The 20,623-nt window shown below is 67.2% G+C and carries 18 protein-coding genes and 1 pseudogene; 8 read left to right on the plus strand and 11 right to left on the minus strand.

Annotated elements, in window-relative coordinates:
• Positions 1-62 precede the first annotated feature (62 nt).
• Positions 63-491, plus strand: a complete 429-nt coding sequence (locus tag IE248_RS31055) for a DUF6086 family protein (RefSeq protein ID WP_164496392.1) — start codon at positions 63-65, stop codon at positions 489-491.
• A 295-nt stretch (positions 492-786) separates the two neighbouring features.
• Here the strand turns inward: IE248_RS31055 and IE248_RS31060 are convergent, their stop codons facing one another.
• The 3 genes from IE248_RS31060 to IE248_RS31070 form a co-directional block, all read right to left on the minus strand.
• The gene (locus IE248_RS31060) at positions 787-1,236 is read right to left on the minus strand and encodes a lamin tail domain-containing protein (protein ID WP_190032348.1); all 450 of its coding nucleotides are present in this window, start codon (positions 1,234-1,236) and stop codon (positions 787-789) included.
• 603 nt (positions 1,237-1,839) lie between these two features.
• Complete coding sequence (locus IE248_RS31065) at positions 1,840-3,387, minus strand: phosphatidylinositol-specific phospholipase C domain-containing protein (protein WP_190032349.1); 1,548 nt, start codon at positions 3,385-3,387, stop codon at positions 1,840-1,842.
• Positions 3,388-3,565: 178 nt separating this feature from the next.
• The gene (locus IE248_RS31070; RefSeq protein ID WP_190032391.1) at positions 3,566-4,270 is read right to left on the minus strand and encodes an HNH endonuclease family protein; all 705 of its coding nucleotides are present in this window, start codon (positions 4,268-4,270) and stop codon (positions 3,566-3,568) included.
• Positions 4,271-5,392: 1,122 nt separating this feature from the next.
• On the opposite strand from IE248_RS31070, the gene IE248_RS31075 reads away from it, so the two are divergent.
• The 5 genes from IE248_RS31075 to IE248_RS31095 all read left to right on the plus strand — a co-directional run bounded on the left by IE248_RS31075 (position 5,393) and on the right by IE248_RS31095 (position 11,621).
• Positions 5,393-5,767: a hypothetical protein gene (locus IE248_RS31075; protein ID WP_190032350.1), complete on the plus strand. Its 375-nt coding sequence runs from the start codon at positions 5,393-5,395 to the stop codon at positions 5,765-5,767.
• A 320-nt stretch (positions 5,768-6,087) separates the two neighbouring features.
• Complete coding sequence (locus IE248_RS31080) at positions 6,088-7,119, plus strand: terpene synthase family protein (RefSeq protein WP_190032351.1); 1,032 nt, start codon at positions 6,088-6,090, stop codon at positions 7,117-7,119.
• A gap of 27 nt (positions 7,120-7,146) precedes the next feature.
• Positions 7,147-7,305 (plus strand): hypothetical protein, encoded by a 159-nt coding sequence (locus tag IE248_RS31085; RefSeq protein ID WP_190032352.1) that lies wholly within the window; start codon positions 7,147-7,149, stop codon positions 7,303-7,305.
• Between the two features lie 275 nt (positions 7,306-7,580).
• On the plus strand, positions 7,581-8,990 hold the full coding sequence (locus IE248_RS31090) for a flagellin N-terminal helical domain-containing protein (RefSeq protein WP_190032353.1): 1,410 nt from the start codon (positions 7,581-7,583) through the stop codon (positions 8,988-8,990).
• A gap of 672 nt (positions 8,991-9,662) precedes the next feature.
• Positions 9,663-11,621 (plus strand): hypothetical protein, encoded by a 1,959-nt coding sequence (locus IE248_RS31095; protein ID WP_190032354.1) that lies wholly within the window; start codon positions 9,663-9,665, stop codon positions 11,619-11,621.
• 785 nt (positions 11,622-12,406) lie between these two features.
• Here the strand turns inward: IE248_RS31095 and IE248_RS31100 are convergent.
• From IE248_RS31100 to IE248_RS31110, 3 genes are all read right to left on the minus strand, one after another.
• The gene (locus tag IE248_RS31100; protein ID WP_190032355.1) at positions 12,407-12,715 is read right to left on the minus strand and encodes a hypothetical protein; all 309 of its coding nucleotides are present in this window, start codon (positions 12,713-12,715) and stop codon (positions 12,407-12,409) included.
• 750 nt (positions 12,716-13,465) lie between these two features.
• The gene (locus tag IE248_RS31105) at positions 13,466-13,813 is read right to left on the minus strand and encodes a hypothetical protein (protein ID WP_190032356.1); all 348 of its coding nucleotides are present in this window, start codon (positions 13,811-13,813) and stop codon (positions 13,466-13,468) included.
• Positions 13,814-14,170: 357 nt separating this feature from the next.
• Positions 14,171-14,602, minus strand: a complete 432-nt coding sequence (locus tag IE248_RS31110; protein WP_190032357.1) for a YidB family protein — start codon at positions 14,600-14,602, stop codon at positions 14,171-14,173.
• A 1,128-nt stretch (positions 14,603-15,730) separates the two neighbouring features.
• On the opposite strand from IE248_RS31110, the gene IE248_RS37790 reads away from it, so the two are divergent.
• Positions 15,731-16,423, plus strand: coding sequence for a hypothetical protein (locus IE248_RS37790; protein ID WP_229895648.1), 693 nt, complete (start codon positions 15,731-15,733; stop codon positions 16,421-16,423).
• Here IE248_RS37790 and IE248_RS31120 read toward each other — a convergent pair.
• From IE248_RS31120 to IE248_RS38480, 5 genes and pseudogenes are all read right to left on the minus strand, one after another.
• Positions 16,401-18,167: an ABC-three component system protein gene (locus tag IE248_RS31120; RefSeq protein ID WP_190032358.1), complete on the minus strand. Its 1,767-nt coding sequence runs from the start codon at positions 18,165-18,167 to the stop codon at positions 16,401-16,403. The genes IE248_RS37790 and IE248_RS31120 overlap by 23 nt on opposite strands.
• Positions 18,145-18,411: an ABC-three component system middle component 6 gene (locus IE248_RS31125; protein ID WP_190032359.1), complete on the minus strand. Its 267-nt coding sequence runs from the start codon at positions 18,409-18,411 to the stop codon at positions 18,145-18,147. The genes IE248_RS31120 and IE248_RS31125 overlap by 23 nt, the downstream gene beginning before the upstream one ends.
• Positions 18,408-19,343: an ABC-three component system protein gene (locus IE248_RS31130; RefSeq protein ID WP_190032360.1), complete on the minus strand. Its 936-nt coding sequence runs from the start codon at positions 19,341-19,343 to the stop codon at positions 18,408-18,410. The genes IE248_RS31125 and IE248_RS31130 overlap by 4 nt, the downstream gene beginning before the upstream one ends.
• Positions 19,344-19,423: 80 nt before the next feature.
• Positions 19,424-19,777, minus strand: a pseudogene (locus IE248_RS31135) (helicase associated domain-containing protein); the annotation flags it as partial.
• Between the two features lie 25 nt (positions 19,778-19,802).
• Positions 19,803-20,051 carry a DUF6233 domain-containing protein gene (locus IE248_RS38480; RefSeq protein ID WP_308438198.1) on the minus strand — a complete coding sequence of 83 codons (249 nt, stop codon included), beginning with the start codon at positions 20,049-20,051 and terminating at the stop codon, positions 19,803-19,805.
• A 177-nt stretch (positions 20,052-20,228) separates the two neighbouring features.
• Between IE248_RS38480 and IE248_RS31140 the strand changes: the two genes are divergently transcribed.
• Positions 20,229-20,621, plus strand: a complete 393-nt coding sequence (locus tag IE248_RS31140) for a YidB family protein (RefSeq protein ID WP_190032362.1) — start codon at positions 20,229-20,231, stop codon at positions 20,619-20,621.
• The last annotated feature ends 2 nt before the right edge of the window (positions 20,622-20,623 follow it).

Below are 20,623 nucleotides of genomic sequence, written 5' to 3' on the forward strand. Positions count from 1 at the left end.
GACTGATCGTAATGTCATGTGCTCGCGATGCTGGCCGGTATGACCAGCAGGGAGGGGCCGAATTGAGCCAGTACTACGACATTGGTGACCAGACCCTGTGGAACCCGTCCAACGGGGCCTCCCGTCTGTTCATGAGCCAGGTGAGCGTCTACCAGGCGGAACTGGGTCTGCCGTCCGGCATCGGACTCATGCGGGCTGACGAGTGCCAGATCGACCCCCTCGTGTTCAAAGCGTTCGTCGACGCTCTGCTCGCGTGGCACCGGGGAACGAGTCACGCCGTCATGGCTGCCCTGTCCGAGGGGTTCGTTGCCACGGTGCTGGTCCTGGCGGAGCGAGCAGGCATCGAGGTGAAATGGCAGCCAACGAGCTTCCCCGGTGTCGGCGGCCTCAAGGATGTTCAGGTCCCGACGACCCGATCCTCCTCTGAGGCGGCTTGGGCAGCCGCCCTTCAGCAGAAGTCACGCGACCTGAGCCGCTTCATGGCGGTGTAAGCCCGCCGCCGACGCCCGCGAAGGACTCGGAACCTCACCGCACAGTCCCCGACCGCCGCGCTCAAGGCCGCCCGCCCACTGGCCCGCGCGCAACAGCCCGAGGCGGTAGCGGCAGCCCCCGGACTGAACATCGAACAGACCCGCGCGCTGCTCGTCCGGTTCGGTGGCTGGAGCCCATGTAGCTGACCGCCGTCTACGGAAGGACGGCCATCGCGTGTGTCAGCCGGGCCAGGGCGCTCTGCCCGGCTGAACGACGACCCGTCCGCCAGCCGTCCCTTGCGGCGGGCTGTCGGGTTTAGCAGGTTTTGTAGTCGTGGCGGGTGGAGTTGTAGGCGCAGGTGTGGTGGAGGGCACCGTTGGTGCGGCGGAGGGTGGCGGTGTCCTTGTCGTTGTTCCAGACGTAGGCGCCGCGCTGCTGGTAGAGCGTGGTGGTGGTGTTCGTGCCGCGTCCGGTCTTGATAGTGACGGTCTTGCCTGGCTTGAGGGTGAAGGCGGGGAAGGTGTAGGCGTGGCGGGAGGCGTCGGTGAGGGTCCAGCCCTTGAGGCTGACCGCGGTGCCGGTGCTGTTGGTGATCTGGACCCACTCGCCGTTGAGCGAGGCGTTGGTGCGGGTGTCGCTGCCGGGGGAGTCGTACCAGATCTTCGAGATCCGCAGCGCTCCGGCGGCATGCGCCTGCCCGGGAAGGAGAAGCACGGTTGCGGTGGTGATGGCGGCGCCGGCGGTGAGGCGGCGTGTACGGGGCATGAGCAAGAGAGGGCACATCCTGTCTGACGGGACCGCCGTATGGCTGGCGGTGCAGACCCCGGACGCTAAGGGTCCCCGCCCTCCTGCGGAGCGCCTGTGGCCATCCTGTGACAGAACGTCACCCTGTGGTGTTGATGCGCCTCGCTCGGCCCTCAGCGCCCAACCGCCCGCCCACGCGGTGCTGGGCCGGCGCCGAGGGAATCGACGACATCCGGCCTCTGCCTTCCCGACGGGAGTCGTCGCGGGTGAGTGCCCATCGACACCGGACCGGCACAGGCACAGCAGCAAGCCGCTCGGCCATCCGCCCGCTGCGCCCGCTCGCGCCACCCGTCACGATCACTTGTGAATCGGTCAGGATCGCGTGTCAGAGGACACTCCGTACGGGTGGGGCCCAAGCCCTGCGTCTGCGCGTCACGCGGAGGATCTGCCGGGAAGAGCAGTGGAATAGTGGTTGCGGGGAGCCGTATCTGAAGGGCCGAACGCCTGCCGGGGTCCCGCCACGGACTGTGGTCCGTGGCGGGACAGCCTGGCTTTGCCCTGGCGGTGAGAGAGCCGCCCGGACCGTGTGGCTGACCGTTGTGTGTAGCGCGCAGGCTTGTTTGATCAGGCGCCGAGCCAGTAGTACTTGCTGCGGATACCTGTCGAACCGTCGCCTTGGGTGAAGAGGTTGAAGCTCTGGTTGGTGTTGCCGGCGTAGGCACGGCCTGTCACGGTGCCCGCGCTGGACATGTCGAGGACGAGGCCGTTGTGGGCGCCGCGGATGCCGACGGAGCCGTCTGCCTGGTTGACGATCGAGAAGTGTTGGTCGTTCGAGGTGCTGGCGGGCTGGACGGTCACCGAGCCGTTGGTGTTCATGCTCAGGACCATGCCGCTGTACACATTCTCGATCCGGTACGTGATTCCGCCGGGCCCCAGGCCTGCCAGCCTGAAGTGGAAACTCTGGTTCTGAACGCCCTGGTACGCAGGTCCCGTCACCGCAGCGCCCTGCGTGGTCCCAGAGCTGATGGCGCGGGGGCCGGTCGGCGTCGGGGCGAACTGGTTCAGTTTGAGGACGGCAAGGGGGAGATCGTTCTTCCCGCCGTTTGTGTTGCCGGCGGGGCGGTCGATGTAGTCCATCGCGATCACGCCCGTGGTCTTTCCCGCGGCGACGCCGTTGAGCAGCCCGAGTGTGTAGGGATTCAACTGCTGGGCGTATCCCCAGGGAGTCAGTCCGATGACCGGCGTGCCGTACGCGCTGGTGTGGTTGACAAACATCTTCTGCTTCGACGCGGTGTTCACGGCCCGGCTGAGATGGTTGCGGACCGCATCCTTCTTGGCGGGGGGCATCGGGCTGCTGGCCATGTCCTGGAGGTCGAACACGTTCTCATTGCTGAAGTGCAGTCCGTAGCCCAGGTAGGGCCACCCGGACATCAGAACGATCTTTCCACGGGCTTGCCCGAGGGCCGGGAAGCTGGAGCTGATGTGGAAGTCGCTCCGCATCCCTGAACCGCCCCAGTATGTGTCGAGGTAGTGGTTGAAAGTCTGCGTGAAGTCGGCGGCCGACGCGTTGGACTTGGTCTGCGAGATCCGCATCAGGATGGTTTCCGAGCGGTGGTTCGACAGGAAGCTCCGGCAGGACTGCAGAACATCGCCGAACATCTGCTTGAGGTAGTAGTCGCCGTGGTGGACGGAGAAGACCTTGGAGTCCATTCGGCGGAGCCGGACATCCAGGTACCGGACGCCGTTGTTCAGCTGCCAGTCCAGATCCCTGCTCTGGCACAGCGCGTACCCCGCCGACCCCACGTTCTCCTGGTAGGCGGCAGATTCGTGCGTGCCCGGGATGGACATGTCCCGAATATTGACATGGTCGGGGATGCCCGCCATCCAGTCCGAGGACACCGGCACCCAGCCGGTCCTGGGAGCGGCCGCGAAATCGTCCACCGGTGTGGTGGCGAGATCGGTCCGGTCCCCCACTCCCTCTCCGCCCGGTGAGGAGGATGCCAGAGCCTGGGCACCGTAGCGGACCTCACCGTCGCCGTATTCCGGACATGGACCCCCTCCCGCGTACGCGGCGAGTTCGAGTTCGGCCTCTTCCCCGGACCGCCCATCCTGCGGCTCCACAGCTGCTTCGGGGACATCGTCATTCGTGGGCTGAGCAGTCGATACGGCCATGAAGAACTCCTAACAGCGCGTCCCGTGGCGCGGAGGGACACGCGATCGAGTGTCGGCTGGTTGTGCACGCCGGGCGTCGCCCGAGCGGCCGATGGCTACCCTGCGTTGTCGCAGCAAACCCAAAGCGCCCGACGAGGGCTGATAATCGGCGGATAGCGGCCTGCGGCCGGCCGGCGGGTTACACGGCGGGCTCGTAGACCACGGTGGTAGTGGGGCAGTCCTCGGCGAGTCCGAGAAGGGCCCGGCGCTCGTTCTCGTCGACAGCCAAGTCCCAGCGGAGCTTGGTGCCGACCCAGGTCGCGGCGTACGTGCAGTGGTAAGAGCCGTCAGAGGGCAGCCACTCGGCCGGGTCCTTGTCGGCCTTGGACCGGTTGGAGGCTGCGGAGACCGCGATCAGGGTGTCGGGGCTCGCCTGGTCGTTCGCGTACGCCTCCCGCCTCGCCGCCGACCACGGCGCCTGCTCGGAGTCGTAGACCTCCGCGAGCGGGACGAAGTGGTCGACATCGAGCCGGCCCGCGTCCGTCACCACGACGTCGTCGTAGGCAGAGCGCCAGGATCCGCCGGTCAGTTTGCAGCCGGCCGCGACCTGCGGCGCCTCGACGGCTTCGGCGAGGATGACCTCCTTGCGGGTGTCACAACCATCCCCGGCGTTCAACCCGCGGTTCCAGTGCTTGTACAGGTCCCGCTTGTAGCCCTCGCGGTGCTCGACGGCCACGGGGAGCCGGTCGATCGCCTCGAACAAGGGCAGCGGGGCACGTACCCCTGCCGGGCCGGCCATACCGGTGGCCGCCAGTCCTGTAGTCGCGGCGGGGGCGGAGTGCGCGGTTGGTGCCGCGAGGAGGGGGATGGCGCAGAGGGCGAGCGCGGGCAGACCGCGCAGCATCAGGTTCTTGATCACACAGGTGGGTGTAGCGACCCCGACAGCCGCCCAGACAGGCCCGCGAAGGACAACTCACCCGTGTGGGCGTCCGGATTCACCGCAGAAACGAGTCTGCGCCTTCCGCCTCTTCAGGGTCGAGGTAGCCGCCCTCACCGACACCCCCTGCCAACGTCCACGTGGACGAGAACCTCTACCTCATCCTCGCCGGGCGTGCGCCGCAGCCGGCACGGCCCGCTCGACAAGAACAGGGCCGAGATCCGGTGTGCCGCTTCGAGCGCGGCGGCCGTGTCCTCGACGCCATGGGGGCGCCCGGCAGAGAGTCCGGATCTGGGGCGCCTCGGCAGGGCAGGGGTAACTTTCGGCCATTCTGGCCGTACTTAAACCTTGCCAATCCTTGCCAATCCTTGCGGATCTTAGTCAAAGTTAGCTGATCCTTGCTTGCTATTCCCTGGGTGACCTGGGCTTTTCTGTTTCCAGTCACAGGGCCAAGTGCAATCTCCGGCCTGTTCGTCCGGCCTGTCATAGTGGCGAGGAAAGGGGTTGAGGACGCATTGTCGAAATTGATCGCTAAGCCGGTGGGAGAGTGACACGAATCACGGCGATGCATTGTGGCTACGGAACGACGCGCTATCGCTACGGTATCGCGCTGTTTGGCTACGTCCAGATGCACTTCAACGCGCTTCCGGTTGGTCCATGTCATCTCAAGTCCCATGGTGGACACGGTCGTTGTAGCGCTGCACCGATACACTCCTGACAACGCAAAAGGAGCCCTCGGCCCCGACAACGGTTACCAGGCCACTGGTCGGGAGGGTTCCTTGCGAGGCGACCCCAACAGTCAGAAAAGGATACCTGTGGAAGAGAGTAGCAGTGGCGCTTTGGATACGTGGAGGGGGAGGGTGAAGGCCCACCTGCGTAAATTGCGTCGTCGGCATGGACACATTGTCCAGCGTCAGTTCATCCGAGGAGCTTCGCATAGTCTCGGAAGCGGTGCCGTAAGCCTGCTCCTTATGTGGTTCGCCGCGAGGAGATGATTCGCAGCGCATCCCTCGCATGAACACGCGTGCCAGAGGCACCCGACGCCATGGATACCGGTGACCTTTCCGGAGGGCGGCTGGTTGAGCTGTCATGAGAAAGACGATCTACGCGCTGACGGCGGCGGCCGTCGTGTTCACCGCCGCGCCCGCGCACGCCAACGCGAAAGCCAAGGACGGCCAGGTGGGCTTGTCCGTGTACGGCGAGGGCCTGCGGGTCGACCAGGTGGGCGCGCACATGGAAGGCCACGGCACTGGCGTACGCGCCCGCCTGATCACTTACACCCCGAAGGGCTACCGGTCGGAGCTCACCGGATGGAAGGACGCCACCCCGGTGAGCGCGGCCCTGACCAGGCTCTCCACGGTGGGCTGGAAGTGGAAGGGCGGGAAGAAGTTCGCCCACGGCACGCGGCTGTGCGTGGAGTTCAACGTTGTGCAGGGAGAGCCGTGCGCGGTGATCCACCGGTAGCCGGTCCCTGCGGCAGCAACCGCTGACCGGCGCAGTGCGGGCCGCCGCCCTTACGGGTTGGCGGCCCGCCGCCGTGCTCACTCCTCGCCGGTGTCCGGGCTCCAGACGGCTGGCCCGCCGCCGCGCCACTCGATCAGTTTCCCGCCATACGGCCACTGGAACTCGCCAATCGCCGTCGGGGTTGTTGGGGTGGTCCGGGCTCTCGCGGATGATCTCCCCGATGAGTCGCGGTAGCGGCGCTGACCAGAGGTGGTCTACGGGGACTGGGGTGACGCTCAGCGTTCGAGATCTCGGCGAAAGGGTGCAGAATGCCCCGGCAAGTGGACTTCACCATCCCCATCAGCTCCTGGACGACGCCGGAGCTGGCGGCAGCCCGCGAACGCAACCTTCGCTGGGCCCGCCGGATGGGCTTGGTGAGCAGTGACGAGGCCGAGCGCCGCTACCTGTTCTCCCAGGTGGCCGATATCGCCGCCTACTCCTACCCCGACGCGGAAGGCGAGGACCTTGATCTCGCCTTCGACGTCAACGGCTGGTTCTTCCTCTTCGACGACCAGTTCGACGTGCCCCGGGGGCAGTGGCCGCAGGCCGCGACCGTCTGCGAGGAACTGATCGATCTGCTGCACCGCCCGCCAGGCACCCCGCCCCCTGTTTCCTCGCCGCTCGCCGACGCGTTCGCCGACGTGTGGCAGCGCATGGCTCACGGCATGTCACGCCGCTGGCAGGAGCGCACCGCGCATCACTGGATGGAGTATCTGGCCGCGAATCTCACCGAGGCGGTCGACCGGCGGGCTGGCATGGTCCCCGACAGCGAGGAGTGGATGCGCCTGCGCCGCAAGGTGATAGGGGTCAGGCCCTCGATCGACGTGTGCGAGCGGGTCGGACATTTCGAAGTCCCCGCCCCCCTCGTCTACAGCACGGCCATGGAGTCCGCGCGCGAGATCGTCACCGACGTGATCATCCTGATCAACGAGGTCTACTCCCTGGAGAACGACGAGGCACGCGACGCCCCCAATCTGGTCCGCTGCCTCATGCACGAGCAGGGCCGCACGAGACCGGAGGCAATCGACGAACTCCGCAAGCGTGCCGATGCCCAAATAGAGCGATTGGCATACGTGCGACGCCAGATCACGCCTCTGGGCCAAAGACTCGGACTTCCTCACCCCGCGCAGGAAGCCGCCGATCGATATATCCACGCGATCTCCGCCTACATGCGCGGCATCTACGACTGGCACCGGCTTGCCGGGCGCTACACAGCCCAGGTTGCGCAACTGGCATCCCCCGCCACGACGGGCTACCTCAACGTCGAGAACCTCGCCACCAGCGCCGACCGACCAGCACCAGGCCGACCATAAGCCGCGGATCAGGATCCGTCGGAGTGGGTGCCGCCGTCGGCGGACGCGTTGTGCCGGTACGGGGCGGAGTGGACGGCGACGAAGCTGCGGTGGGGTCTGGCGGTGGACGAGCTGGAGCGGGACCGCCTGCTGGACATCGCGGCCGGCTGTGGCGGCACGGAGGTGGAGTTCACCCCGGCCCCGTAGCCGGCCGGCACGACTGAGGCCGCCACCCCGCGGGGGTGGCGGCTCTCAGCCGTTGGGCCGTGCGCGTGATGCGCTGCGCGGTGTTCCGGCTGCCGGGGTCCGTTGCGGGTATCTCCGTCTCGGCCGGGCGCAGGCTGTCGTATGAGCGGCGCGGCAGCAGTCCATATCGGCCTGGTGCTGGCCGGTTCTCTGTGAGTGGATCAAGGGCTGTGCCGGGACTGCACTCTCGGCCATAGGGTGACTACAACCTGTCAGGTCAAGCTGAAGAGGTACCGATGGCCAGCAACGAAACAGAGTTCCCGCGTGTCGCCGTCCACGACGGCATGGAACAGGGCCCGGGTCAGGGCGCCGTGACCCAGGCGCCTGCCGTGACTGCAGCCCGGGCCGGTCTGCTCGCGGCCATCGGCACCGAGGCCCGACATGTGGCGGAGCAGTCCGAGGGGCAGGCGTCTGTTCAGCTGGGGGAACTCGCCCGCGCCTACGCCCTGGTGACTGCCGACACCGAGGCCATCGCCGGGCCTGCCGTGCACGCGCGCGCAGGGGAAGGGGCCCACAGCATCAGTCTCGTGTCCCATGTCCCGACCAACGGGTTCTACGTCGTACCAACTGACCCTGACCTTGTCAGCAAGGACCAGGACTTCAGGGTGCTGGCCGCCAGCATGAGCCGGTCCTACGGCGGGAGGGCCACTGCTCTCGGGCTCGGCTCGGAGCGCCTCTCGGCCAGCATGCGGATCAGCCGGGCCCAGGACGACGCGGCCGGCCTGGCGGTCTCGGAGAAGCTGCGCACTCAGTCGCGGGGGACACTGCACATCGCCCACGCGATCGGCTTCGTCCGGGGAGCGGAGGCGTCCCTGAGAGAGGTGACCGAGCTTTTGCAGCGGGTGCGGGTGCTGGCGGTCCAGTCGGCGAAGTACGCCCACGGCGAGTACAGCCTCCCCCACGAGGCTGAGCCCGATCTCGACGATCTGCTCAACGATCTGGAAGCCGCCCAGGACCACATGCTTGGCAGCATGCGAGAGCTCCTCGTCCCCTATACCGCGGCTGACGTCACCGACGTGGACACTGGCACTGCGGTGCCGCTGGAGAGTACCGGGGCGCCGTGGGCCCTGCGGGCCCGTGTCGGGGCGAATACCGGCGAGGCGCTGGCGGTGAACGTCTTCGCTCCCGACATCAGGCACTACTTCGCCGGCGAGACCGCTCCGGCCGGCCAGCAGGCGCCCGCGGCATCCCCGTTGGTGGACATCAGGACCCAGACCGGCGCGCTCCGCGCCATCGTGAACATCGACGCCGCCGTACTGGACCTCAACCACCAGCGAGCCCACCTGAGCGCCTTCTCCAACCGCCTGGAGAACGCCCTGCACACCTCACCCGACCTCACGGCAGACATCGAAGTCTTCACCCCCAGCCCGGCGCAGGCCACCATCCCACCCCGGGAACCTGCTGCCGCCGACGCCCAGGGCAAACTGCTGGGGGCCATCGGCCAGGAAGCCCGGAACCTGGCGGAGCAGTTCCCCGGCCAGGCATCCGCCAGGCTCGCGGAACTCGCCCGCGCCTACGCCCTGGTGACCTCTTCGGGCGCCGGGCATCTTGTGGAGAACGCCCTGGCTGTGGAGGCCGAAGGCTATCCGGCCTTCCTGAACAAGCCCTCTGTCGTTGATCTCAGCAGTGAAAACAAGTGGGCCTAGGAGGCCCTGTTCTGACGGTCCCCGCGCCCGCGTACGGTCCGGTCCCGCCGAGGTTCTGCCCGGCCTGCTGCGCGCCGCCGGGGATGGGCTCCTACTCGCGCAGCGGTCCGCGTGCGTCGAGCTCGGTGCGGAGGGCGGGGCCCGCCAGCGGGGGGACCTGGTGAGCGCCGGCCTTCCGCAGCCGCTCCCGCTCACCGTGGATCCGCGCACGGGCCGCGCGTGGGGCCGGACCATGTCAGCGCGGCCCGCCGGGCCCGTGTCATCGCTGTTCCCGTTCCGCGATGACACGCGGCGCTTGGGCAGGGGTATGGGCATCCTGGCTTTGGCGTGGTGCGCACGGCTGTTGTCGGGCCGGGCCGCCCGTCGTACGGCTGGACCAGCGATCCCGCGGCTCTGTTCACGAGTTCTCGTGAACAGAGCCGCGGCTGGAAGGGTTTGGCTTAGAACCCCATTTTGTATCGCATAAACCTACTCGCCCTATAGTGAGCATCAAGTCACAGTGTGTCACTGTCTGGTGTTGTCGGGTCTATGTTGTGGGCACGGCGTCCGCCTCTTCCCGGGGGCGCCGGTGGGGGGATGCACGTCATCGCGCGGTTGGTGGACAGCACTCTTGTCCCCGGGTTTCCCCCTGCGTTCTTCTCCCGACCCCGCAGAGTCCCGCAGGAGGCCCTCTTGTCCGACGTCCTTTCTTCCGCCGAGCGTGCCGAGTTGCTCCGTGACCAGTTGTCCGGTTCGGGTGCCCGTTCGGGTTCGCGTTCGGCGCGTCGGCTGCGGCAGAGTCCGGCGGCGAATGTCCTGATCGGTGTCGCCCTGCATGGTGCGGCGCGTCGTGAGCAGGGGCTGGAGCTGACGGGTCTGGAGCAGCGGCTGACTGATCAGCTGGTGTTCTTGTTCGGTGAGGAGATGGTGGCTGAGTTCGGCCGGATCTATCAGGAGCCCGTCTCGCGGGCGGGTGCCGGCTCCCTGTTCCCGGCGCTGGTGGCCGGCCGTCCGGTGAAGGAGGGTGTGGGGGTTGAGGATGTGCGGGCGCTGATGCCGTGGGTGCAGGCGGAGGTCGCCGGGCTGCCCTCGGTGCGGCAGGTGACGGTCGAGGAGCTGGGGCAGGGGGTGCTGTCCGGTGAGGAGGAGGTGGTGGTGGTCACCGGGGCGCCGACCGCGGGGACCGAGTTCGAGGTCGATGAGCTGTATGAGGTGCGGGTGCGGTTCGCGCAGTTCCGCTGTGACCGGGCGTCGGGTGAGGTGGGTACGGACGAGATCTACTGGGCGTCGGGGGCGGCGAGTGAGTCGAAGCCGCAGATCGTGATGCTGACGCCCGAGTTCGGGTCGGTCTCCACGGGGACGGTGAAGCAGTTCGGGCAGAACGCGTACTGGTTCAAGGGGCCGGCGGAGAAGTTCGTCGGCGGCAGCATCCAGGTGTGGGAGGCGGACCCCGGCGGGGCCAACTACAACAAGATCCGCCAGGCCCTGGCCGATATCGCCCGCACGTTCGCCGAGGCCGGCCTGGAGGACGGGCCCACCTGGGATGCGGTGTTCCAGGGGCTGGTCGCGGCCGCCGCGGCCCTGGTCAACTGGATCCTGGGCTTCAACAAGGACGACTTCGTCGCGGAGAAGTCACTCGCCTTCACCCGTGACGCCCTGAACCGCATGGCGGGAACCAACGGCGGCCGGTCCGATGTGGTCTTCGACGGTGGCGCCGGCGGCAAGCACACCCTGACCCTCCACGTGTCCTTCGGCCCGGTGATCGCCGCGGGACTCAGCCACGCCATCTTCTACAACGGCGAATGGTCCAAGGGGGTGCATGTGCCTCATCTGGTGGCCGCGACCCGCCCGAGCATGGCTGTCGGCCCCGACGGCAAGCTGCACGCGTCCTACCTGGACGTCGCGGGCTACATCAAGCTCACCAGCTACGACGGCGAGTCCTGGAGCGACCCTGTCACCGCCTACTCGGCGCCGGGCGATCTCCCACGGGCCGCCCAGGAGGGGGCCGTGACCCTCGTTCTCCACAACGGCGAGCTGCTGATGACGTACAGGATTCTCGGCTCCGGCTGGGGGATACTCGCCGGCGTCAACCCGCAGACCGGTGCGCTGACCCACCGGTTGACCGAGGGCATGGATCTCCCCCAGCCGGCGCTCCTGTCGTGGAACGGGGACCTGCTCCGATTCCAGGAAAGCTTCAACAACAACACCTACCTGGTCCGAGTTGACGTCCTCACAGGCTCCGGCTGGAAATACAGCGGTGGCGCCCCCGCCCAGCACGCCAGGAAGGGCGTGGCGGTGGTGGAGTACAACGGATGGGTCTATCTCTCCTACCTGAATTGGAACACAGGAAAGGCCCACACCGTGATGGCCCTTGACCCGCTCCGATCCGACTGGAGGGACGCGCCCTCCCTAACCCTGGACACGGTCATCGCACCCTCTGCGGCGGTCGCCACCTTTGGGCTGTACAGCTCCCCGGTCGAGGGGATGTTCACGCTTGGCTACCAGCCATTTGGCCTCGTCGCCCGCACGGGGCTTCGAACCAGGTTCGTCTCTTCAGGGATCAACCAGGAGTTCGCCACGCGGGAGGAAGGAATCCGCCACGGGGCGGACATCATCCAGCACCAGGGCACCCTCCACGCCCTCTACTGGTGACCCCCTGTGTCCGGCCCCGCCTTCGGGGCCGGACAGCCATGGTGCGGAGGGTTCCACTCCGATTGGAATGCATGCTCGGATTTGGAGTCGAGCGGGCCGCGGGTTGTCCCAGTGCCTCGTGTGGCTGAGGGCGCTGCTTGGCCTCTGTGGCCAAGCAGCGCGGTTCCTGTGGGGTGGCGGCGTCCCGTAGCCGCGGGCGGCTGTCTGGGCCTGGGGTGGGGCCGGTTGGGGTGCGGGTAGCCCGTTCCCATGTGGCGTGGCGGGTGAGGCCCGGTGCCCAGCGTGTTGGGGGCAGTACCACCGGGCCGCCTCACCCTCGTCGGCGGTCTCAGTGGCCGTTGAGGGCGTGTGTGAGGGCGGTGCGGATGATGTCGCCGGTGGTGGTGATGTGTGCGGCGATCCGTTCGCGTTGGGTGAGTGCGTCGGGTGTCGCGGCTGTCCGTCCGGTGGCGGGTCCGGGGCCCCGTCGGTCTTTCCAGAGTTCGAGTGCTTGGACGTGGGGCAGGTTGGTCCCGTAGATGCCCCGGTGGAGGGGCGTCCAGAGGCCCTGACCGGAGGGGAGTGGGGCGTAGCGGGGCGGGCACGAACGGGAGCGTCCAACTGCTCTGCCGTCCGTGCCACCGACTTAAGGCGCGTGAGTAGTTCGGGGCTGAGACTTCGGCTTCTGAAGCCGTCCGTTCCCCTCGCTGTCTCCCGTTGACCTCATGCTGCTCCCTACTTGCCCGGCGGATTATCAAACCGAGGCAGGAGGGAGGAGGACCAGCCGCCGCTGGCCTGTGGGGTTATTACTTCGGGTACCTAGGCCCGACGTAGGGGTTCGATACGCTGATCCAGAAATTCGACGTTCCGTCAGTTGAACGCGGACGCGCGGAGTAGGCAGTCTGGGCCTCTCCGAGGTCGGTGAAAACTGGGATGTCAGCGGGGGCCCATTCCCCTCCGCTGACGATGATCACGGGCCGGCCTTCTCGGTACTCGATGGACAGTGTGCCCTTGTCCTGAGGCTTGACCTGGTCGGCCGGGATGAGTACGGGTGTGGTTTGCTCGGGAGTGATCTGGACCGGGGCCGGTCCCTTGCCGTTGGGCGTGTCGGGCATGGCTGTCTCCTTGCTGGCTGGCTCCCTGCCTGCCTGGTCAGAGCGTGGCAGTACGGAGCGTCACCAGTTAACAACTCTCGATGGAACGGCCAGTAATCAACACGGTGGCGCAAAGACAGGCTCCCTCGAAAGTCCTGCCCCGGGAAGGTGGAGGCAATGCAGCGTGCAAGTCCTGTCCATCGACGGCATTGGGCGGCGCGTGCGCAAGCCCGGTGCCCAGCGTGTTGGGGGCAGTACCGCCAGGCCGCCTCGCCCTCGTCGGCGGTTTCAGTGGCTGTTGAGGGTGAGGGTGGTGCGGATGATGTCGCCGGTGGTGGTGACGCGTTCGCGTTCGTTGAGCGCGTCGGGTGTCGAGGCCGTCTGTCCGGTGGCGGGTCCGGGGCCCCATCGGTGTTCCAGGGCTTGGACGTGGGGCAGGTTGGTCCAGTAGGTGCCCCGGTGGAGGGGTGTCCAGAGGTCGTCTGTGAGGCTGATGACGAGTCTGGCGGTGAGTCCGCTACCCCGGTTGGGTCCGGTGCCTCCGAGGGTCTGTCCGGCCCGTTGAGCGCCGTCGGGGATGGGGTCCCAGTCTTGTAGCAGGCCGCGGTGGTCGAGTTCGGTGCGGAGGGCGGGGGCGAGTGCGCGGAGCCGGCTGACCCGGTGGGTTCCGTTCTCGCGGAGCCGGTCCCGCTCGGCACGGATGGCTGCGCGGGCCGCGCGCAGCTCGGGCCCCCGCAGCCTCAGGACGTCCTCGGCGCTGGCCTGCCACCGCTATTCCAGAGAGGCGCTGGCCTCGTCAAGCAGATCTGTCGCTACTTCATAAATCCAAAAGTCGCCGGTCAGGGCTCCGTCTTCTCCATAGAAATCCGTGAACAGGGCTTTCGCACCAGCCGTGTACGACGCAACGGCAGTCCCGGACGAGCCAACAACTTTCAGCCCTGCCGGAATGACCGTCCCGCCGCTGACGACGATGACGGGCTGACCATCGCGGTACTCAATGGACAGTGTGCCGATGTCTTCGGGCTTGACCTGGTCCGCCGGGATGAGCGCGGGTTGGGGTGTTTCTGGCGTGAGCTGGATCGGGGCTGGTCGCTTTGAGTTGGGTGGGGTCTCGGACATGACGGCCTCCCTTGCTGGTCGGCTCGTTGCCGACCTGGTCAGAGCGTCGCAGTACGGAGCGTGACCAGCCCACAGCTCTGGGCACAACGGCCGGGAATCGCCGCGATGGCGCAAAGGGACCCGCCCCTTGGAGGTGTTCGTGGCTGCCCCGCCCACCCCCTTGTGAATGGGTGCGGCGGTGGCACTGGGTGGGCGTCAGCCAGGACGGGGTCGGTGTTTCCAGCTCATGCCGGGCAGCCGCAGTGATCATGGCTGTCGTGAGGTGACCAAGCTGCTGCCGTCAGGTGCCAATCGGGAGGATGGCCGGCTGCCATGGGCGCGCCTGTTCACACCCTCCCGCGGCTCGTGCTGCTGCCTCTACGCCTGGCCTACCTCCTGCGTGAACTGCAGGATGATGAACTCGGCGGGTCGCACCGCGGCCAGCCCGATCCGGGCGGTGGGCACGGTGAACGGGGCCTTGTTCTCGAAGTCGGTGAACGCCTGGTCGAGTACCGCGGGGTCGGTGGTGATCTGCCCGTCCGGGGAGATCCGGTCGATCAGCACCGGCAGCTGCTCTGCCACGAAGTCCGCCAGTGCTCCGCTGTCGGCCCCGGTCTTCCCGGCGACCTCGGCAAGCTGCTCCTCTCCGAGGACCGTCACCACCTCATCCGAGGTGAGCGGCTCGTTGGCGTCTGTGCCGACCCAGGACCGCACGTTGGCCGCGCGAATCCTCTGGAGGTTGTTCGTGACCTCCTTCAGCGCGCCCTCGGTGGTCTGGGCAAGGGAGATCGCGTCGTTCGAGTTGGACATCAATGGCTCCTGGTCAGTTCCGACATTCGGGCACGCCCGGCCTGTGATCGGATCGTAGCGGTACGTGATCTTCGTTGGAGAGTCTTCGAACCAACCCATCCCGTACGCCACGAAATCTCAACACGTCGACCTGACAGGGAATCGGCGCAGGACCTGGCGCTGCCGCCGGTCATCCGCCCCTTGGTGGACTGGCGGGCCGTGCGCACCATCTGGGCGGGCACGCCTACCGCAACGCCCCGGCGTCCGGCCGCGGCAATGCCGCCCGTGCCCGGCGCAGCCAGTGGCAGGAGACCTACGCCGGCCCGTCCCGGGAGCGGCCGTTCCCGCCGGTGCTGTTCGTCTTCGCCCCGGCCTCACGCCGCGCGGCGCCGACTACGAGGGAGGCCGTCTTCCACGAGCGGGCGGCGGCTCAGGCACGCCACAGGCCCGGCCTCCACCCGTTCAGTGCACCTGGGCAAGCCTCCCCGGCAGGGAGGGCCGCCGGGCGCACCCCCACCCGCAGGAGGTTGCACCGGAAGGGGGCTGGAGAGGTGTCTGCACGGTTGTCCTAGGCGGGGGACCGCAGGTGTGACCGTGAGTGGGACCCCCCGAATCTGGTGATCTTCCATTCGTGCAGGTCAGAGCCCGTGGGCAAGCCCCCTCCGGAAAACGACACCTCTTTGTCCGCGATAGCCGGACGAAGAGGTCTGTCCCGTGTCCGGGAGCCAGCGGCGGCGTGCAGGGGTACATGTACCGGTATGGCGCGTGAACGGATCCGGTGGCCCCTCGTCGTGGAACGAGCAAGGGAGATCGTGGACGGGTACGCGCCGCTCAAGGTCACGTTGCGACAGGTGATGTACCGGCTCGCGGCCGAGGGCGTGCTGCCGCACACGCCGCCGATGTACCGGCGGCTGTCCGCGCGGCTGGCCCAGGCCCGGCGGGGAGGGCCGCTTCCCCGACCTGATCGACACCGTCCGCGAAGTCCACGTTCCGCCGGCCTGGCCGGACGCGGACGCGTTCGTTGCCGAGCTGCCCGCCTGGTTCCGTCTGGACCGCACGGCGGGCCAGGAGCACGCCCTGTACGTCGAGGCGCAGAAGGACACCCTGCGGCAGCAGCTGACCGGCTGGCTTGAGTTCGCGGGCATCCCCGTGCTCGTCGTCCGAGGCTGCAGCTCCCAGTCCTACGCCGACGTCGTCCGCGACCGTGTCGCCCACGAGCAACGCGAAGCCCACCTTGCCGTGGTCGGTGATTTCGACTGCTCGGGTGAGGACATCGAGCGGGACTGGGTGGAGCGGACGGGCTGCTGGAGCTCGGTGACCCAGGTGCTGCTCACCTGCGAGCAGGTGCGCGCGTACGGGCTCCCGGCGACGGAGGGCAAGCGCGGCGATCCGAGGTGGCCGGCCTTCGCCCGCCGCTACGGCTTCGACATCGAGCGCCCGGTCCAGTGGGAGGTGGAGGCGCTGGAGCCGGACGAGCTCCGGCGCCTGGTGCTCGCCGCCGTCGCCCCGTACATCGACCGCGACGTCCTCGCGCAGCAGATCGCACGCGAGGAACAGCAGCGCCGCGTCCTCGGCGGGTTCTTGGATGGTTGGCGCGGCTGGCGGGGGCGGCCCGGTCTAGCGTTGCAACAGCGCGGTGCAACCCCGAGACGCATTGCGCTCCTGACCTGGTGCTTTAGGTCGACTGGAGTTTCCAGACCGCTGTTGCATCCCGTGTTGCACCGACACGCGCGAGGTCCCGGTGGCTGTCACGGGTCCCCGGGTCGTTGCGCGAAGAAGCTCGACTCGCTGGCAGCAGCGTCTTCGTGCAGTGAGACGCTCATGGCCTTGCAGCGGTCTTGAACCGGAAGCCGAAGAGTCCGCCGGTCTCGTGTTCGTCTGTGAGACGGGGGCTGCGAATGAAGGGTTCGGGGTCGAATCCGCGCTGTGAGGCGACGCTGAGGCTGTCGGTGTTGATGGTGACGATGTACTGCATCTCTTCCTCCGCGGTCACCGCTGCGGCGAGGGCCAGCGCCTTGGCGATCTGGCGTTCATCCACTCCGTCGTAGAGGTGGCTGTCGTGGATGAGGAAGTCTGGGCCGCGTCCGTGGCGGTGAGCGAGAACGGCGAGGGTGAGGTCGAAGCAGAAGATGACCATGCTGGCTATACCGCGGCTGTCATCGCTGTCAATCCTGGGAGTGATGGTGAGGCTGCTGCGGCCTGCCTGGATGGCGAGGTATGCCTCGCGGCCTTCCCCGTACAGCCGTTGCGCGTACTGGGAGAAGAGCAGGATTGCTTCGTCAGTCTGCCGACGACGTTCCTCGAGGTCCATGTCCACCGCTTGCTGCAGTTCCACGCTCTTCGCGGTGATCTGCCGGGCACTCGCCTCCAGCGTCTGGGCTGCCTCGAAACGGTGACGCAGGGCGCCCAGAGCAGCCTCTTCACGCCCCAGAGCCGTCTGGAGGGCGGTCAGAGCCCCCAGCGCGCCTCCGTCCGCGAGTTCCCGCAGCAGCCGCGCCTGATCCTCCCCCAGGCGGGCGCGCTCCTCCCGGCGCACGGCGAGCCGCTCGGTGAGTTCTCTGATCTCCTCCTCCAGGAACCGCCGGCGGTTGCGGACGACGGAGTGGTGAAATGCCTTGACGTCCTCGAACCGGCGCCGGACCTGGTCGTTGAGGATGACCCCCAGTTCGCGGTACGCCGGCTCCAGATATTCGACGTCCGCGTCGGTGGTCTCGGTCACGGCAGCCTGGAGCTCTTCCAGGTTGTGCTGGTCGAGCACATCCTCCTGGGCCAGCTGCTTGATCCGGCGGCTTACCTGGTCCGCACGGTCTTTGAGACGCTCGTACTGGGGGACGACTTGGAACGCGCTGACCTGGCCGCGAAGTCGTTCCACCTGCGCCTCTGCGAGGGTGATCTGTCCTCGTAGATCGGCGGTAGACCCGACAATGCGTCCCCAGACGGGGTCATTGACGGCCTTCTGCAACTGCGAGCGGGTCGCTTTGCGGGCCGCGAGCTCCCGGTAGCCATTGACGAGCTGCCAGTCCAGTCCCAGCAGATAGGCCAAGTTGGTGGATGCTTCTGCAGCAGACTGCTGAGCGAATGTGCGAGTGGGCTCGTTGAAGGCGTGTGAGGATGCGCGTCGTGCCAGGAACGACAGCAAGGTGCGACCGCTGACACCGGAGTGGTCGCCGCGTAGACCGAACAGATCCCGTTCGATGGCACGGTTCCACTGATCGACGGAGAGCTCGACACCGCTGGCGTCGGGGAAGAGGCGGTCCGAGGTCAGCTCGAACAGGTCCTGGCTCAGCGCCACGACTTTGTTCCGGCCCCCGCTCCTACGAACTTCCAAGGGCTGCTCCAGGCCAGGCCAGTCCATGTCGAGACCGAAGGTGATGCCGCGCAACGCCTTGTTCATCGCCAACGACTTCGTTGAGGCCCGAGACCCGAGCAGGAAGTGGATGAGCTCGATGACACTGGATTTGCCCGCGCTGTTACGGCTGTCGGTATCGGATGACGCCGCCGTCTTGTCGGCCACCAGCAGATTTAGCCCCCTGGTGAAAGTCACGGTCTTGAACCTGGGGTCGTCAGCGCTCAGACGGCGCAGCATCCGTACTCCTAGCAACGAGGACGTCCTGGACCAGCTCCACCGCACCCATGGTGTAGAGCACATCCAGAGCCAGGACGAACCAGCCGAACGATACCGGTGAGATATGGGCGTGCTCGGCCCGCCAGCCCTTCAGGCGAGACCACGCCTGGCTGATGGTCCGCGGCTCATCCAGTTGCAGGAGAATCTGCGCGCCGATGGCCAGCAGACAGCGGTCGGGAGAGATGCCCTTGGTCGGGGTGATCACGCGGACATGTCCAACCCGGGCTGCCAGCCGACCGGAGGTGCCTCGAAGATGTCGCAACGCTCGAAGAAGTGGGCGAGGACTACCAGCGCCGCACGCAGCACCTTGGGCCGCGGCTGAACATTACCCAGGATGTACATACGGAGCTGCCACAGCACGTCTTCCGGGTCCGGCCATTCACTGCGCATCTGCTGGTAGTGGACACGGAAGCCCTCCGCTACCTCGTCATGTTCCAGCTCGCGCATCGTGCCTTCGTAGAAGGCGTCGACGAGATGGCTTTGACGCATACCGCGCAGAAGGTCCTCCCGCTCCTCGCCCTCGATCCGGTTGAAATCCAGCTTCTCGATCGGCACGTCAGGCAACGGCATGAGCGGATCGGGTTCCCGGCGGCGCTCTTGAAGATGTTTCAGGAGTGGTTCCAGATCGTCCATGCCGATACCGAAGGCTAGTTCCTTGATCGGGATTTCACATCGCAGTACGTCCTCAGCGGTCAGCAGGTCGAGCCGCGTGCACTCCTGCCACAGCCGCCTTACCCCCATCTGCTCGAACTGCAGGGAGGGCGTGTCGGAGGCGGCCTTGGACAGCAAGCCTGACACCTCTGGATGGACCCCACGGCGATCGTTGTGAACGAAGACGAAGGTGTCGAACTGCCCGCTGCGCTTCGCGATGGCTCCGGCGAGGTCATCCTTGAACTTCTCACGGATCTTGTAGGGCTTCACCGTCTGTGGTGCGTAGCAGGCGTAGAGCCGCCGCGAGTGCAGCATGAGCCCGTCGGCCGACATGTCGCCCTTGTTCCCAGCCGTGCGCACATCGAGAAAGTCCGGGTACCTGGAGACCATCAACCGGTGAAAGAAGTCCTCGAACTCGTTCTCGTATAGCTCCGCCATCAGCTCAAGGAATTTCACATGAGCGTAGGCACGCTGTTCGTATCGCATGCACCCCCCTGACCCACAGAGGGGAAGAGTAGCTTCTGCGCGATCACCCTCGGTAGCCCACAGGCTCCTTGCACGCCACTTCATACCCAGTCCACGCCGAGCTTCGCGAGGGCGGCGAGCTGGTCGGCGGTGAGCTTGTCCCGCCGGCTCTTGGTGTTGGAGACCCACACACCCAGCTTCACGACCATCGGCTGCGCCTGACCCTCGACTGCGATCTCCTCCCCGTGGACCCTCGGGACCGGCCGGTGGGCGCCTTCCCGCTCGACCCACTGTGTGAGGGCTTCCAAGCCCAGCTGGAACGCCTGCTGCGCCTTGCTCGGCCCCTTCGCCGCACGGCTGGCCGCCGGAGCCGGATGCGGCGCCTGGGCGGGTTCCACGCCCAGCGCGGTCAGCCGCTCCTGCTGCTCGGGCAGCAGTCGCGCCCAGGTGGTCGGCTTCCTCCACCGTGCCGCCAGGCGCTCACTCCGGCATCCCGAGGGCGGTGTCGGGCCGGCAGTGCGGGCAGGCCGGTATCCCCTCGGCCAGCGCACGGCGCGCCTGGTCGGTACTGATGGGGGCGCAGCGCTTTCGGGTGTCCCAGCAGGTCCCGGCGTGGACGCGGATCGGCAGCCGGCCCGCCCCGATACCGTGCTCGATCAGCCATGCGGGCGGCTCGGCCGGCGGGCGGCGCCGCGCGGCGAGGGCCTCGCGCTCTTCCGCCGTGTTCAGTGCCCGGCAGGTGTGGTGCTATCGCTCGGTTGGGTGAGTTGTCCATGGGTTGGGATTGGTTGATCGGAGTGAGTTTTCCGCCTTGTCCTGGCTGGAACTGAAGCCGGAGGGATTTCGTAGGGTCCCATCCGCCAGGATGGCGGTCGCTTGTCCCCCCGAACAGGAACGGTTGGTCTTGTGACTGCAGAAGACGCAAAACTCCACTCCACGTCTCGCGCCTGGGACACGCCGAGCTCGGGCCAGATCTGGCTTGCGGGTGGCCTCGACTTCACTTCGTTCGAGTTCGTTCGCGCCGGGCAGATGACCGTTACGGTGGAGCGGCTGGCAGAGAGCCTGCCGCAGGTTTCGTCCTGGCTAGCCGAGGGCCCTAATGAGCCGGTCAGCCCAGATGAGCTCACCAATGCCATCGGTGAGGAAGCCCTGGCGGAGTTCGCCGAGGCGCAAGGTCGAGACAAGCAGGACGTCGCCCGGGAACTCAGCGAGACGCTTCCCGGGCTCATCGACTCCATCTCCAGCGACGGCCGGGTCGACGAGCAACTCGTCACGGCCGTGCTCGAGGACAAGTCCTGAAA

The sequence above is a fragment of the Streptomyces goshikiensis genome (assembly GCF_014650555.1).
Taxonomy (GTDB): Bacteria; Actinomycetota; Actinomycetes; order Streptomycetales; family Streptomycetaceae; genus Streptomyces; species Streptomyces goshikiensis.

Coding starts and splice junctions, on each gene's coding strand:
- IE248_RS31090 (WP_190032353.1), top strand. CDS start 7,581: ATGGCCAGCAACGAAACAGAGTTCCCGCGTGTCGCCGTCCACGACGGC.
- IE248_RS31100 (WP_190032355.1), bottom strand. CDS start 12,715: ATGCCCGACACGCCCAACGGCAAGGGACCGGCCCCGGTCCAGATCACT.
- IE248_RS31070 (WP_190032391.1), bottom strand. CDS start 4,270: ATGCTGCGCGGTCTGCCCGCGCTCGCCCTCTGCGCCATCCCCCTCCTC.
- IE248_RS31130 (WP_190032360.1), bottom strand. CDS start 19,343: ATGCGATACGAACAGCGTGCCTACGCTCATGTGAAATTCCTTGAGCTG.
- IE248_RS31120 (WP_190032358.1), bottom strand. CDS start 18,167: ATGCTGCGCCGTCTGAGCGCTGACGACCCCAGGTTCAAGACCGTGACT.
- IE248_RS31110 (WP_190032357.1), bottom strand. CDS start 14,602: ATGTCCAACTCGAACGACGCGATCTCCCTTGCCCAGACCACCGAGGGC.
- IE248_RS31065 (WP_190032349.1), bottom strand. CDS start 3,387: ATGGCCGTATCGACTGCTCAGCCCACGAATGACGATGTCCCCGAAGCA.
- IE248_RS31105 (WP_190032356.1), bottom strand. CDS start 13,813: ATGTCCGAGACCCCACCCAACTCAAAGCGACCAGCCCCGATCCAGCTC.
- IE248_RS31060 (WP_190032348.1), bottom strand. CDS start 1,236: ATGCCCCGTACACGCCGCCTCACCGCCGGCGCCGCCATCACCACCGCA.
- IE248_RS31075 (WP_190032350.1), top strand. CDS start 5,393: ATGAGAAAGACGATCTACGCGCTGACGGCGGCGGCCGTCGTGTTCACC.